At 69.2% G+C, this 224-nt stretch carries 1 protein-coding gene; it reads right to left on the reverse strand.

Going from position 1 to position 224, the window contains the following annotated elements; translation table 11 throughout:
• Window positions 1–224 (reverse strand): Ig-like domain-containing protein (locus AACQ95_RS17135; RefSeq protein WP_241281112.1); only part of this gene is annotated, 224 nt, incomplete at both ends.

The following is a 224-nucleotide window of genomic DNA, read 5'->3' on the forward strand; positions in this document are numbered from 1 at the left end:
CGGTCGCGGTGGCGCTGTTGCCCGCCGCGTCGGTGCTGGTCACGCTGGCATCGATGGTCTTGTCGCCATCGGCCGCCAGATCGCTGCCCGCCACCAAGATGGTGAAGCGGCCATCGGCGTCCACCGGACCGGTGAACGGCTTGCCGTTGACGGTCAGGGTGACGGTGTCACCGGCCTTGAACTCGCCGCTGACGGTGCCGCTGACCGGGATCTGCTGACCCGCT

Source organism: Aeromonas sp. MR19 (genome assembly GCF_963899305.1).
Taxonomy (GTDB): Bacteria; Pseudomonadota; Gammaproteobacteria; order Enterobacterales; family Aeromonadaceae; genus Aeromonas; species Aeromonas bestiarum.